Genomic DNA, 573 nt, shown 5'->3' on the forward strand with positions numbered 1-573 from the left:
TCCACATCACTTGCCACTTCATTCTTACCCGCCCTTGCTTTAATGAAAAAGGGTGACCGAAAGCAAGCTGGCGAATTTGAAATTGTCAGCAGACAATACCTGCGGGTGACCCTCTTTCTCGCCACTATCATTACGGGCGGATTGATATCGATCATGCCTCAATTAAACCATTTCCTATTTGCTAGTTCTGCTGGCTCTGAGGTCTTAATGGTTTATGTGATGATGGTTATCTTCGCCAGTCTCGTATTAGGGCAAAATAATATTCTCCAAGCCCAAGGGCAGTGGTATAAAGCAGGTATTGCCTTTATGGTCGGCATGCTGGTTAAAGGGATATTTACAGCGAGTTTAGTTGATTTTCTAGATACGGCAGGCGCCGCCTGGGCGACCAATTTAGGTTTAGCAGCTATGATCATTTACCTAAATTGGACCTTGCCTAAGGAAGTACGTCTGGTTAAATGGGGGCGAGTAGCCTTTAAAGCAGGATTACTAGCTGTTTTAATGGTTGCGGTGAACTTTGCTTTAGCTTACTTATGGCACCAAGTTTTAGGGATAGCGCCGGAACGGTTGATGGAC

General features: G+C 45.0%; 1 protein-coding gene. It reads left to right on the forward strand.

The features are described from left to right. Positions 1-42: 42 nt before the first annotated feature. Positions 43-573 (forward strand): polysaccharide biosynthesis C-terminal domain-containing protein (locus ACRCJ0_RS18735; protein ID WP_431391706.1); only part of this gene is annotated, 531 nt, incomplete at its 3' end.

The organism is Aerococcus sp. L_32, assembly GCF_050689315.1.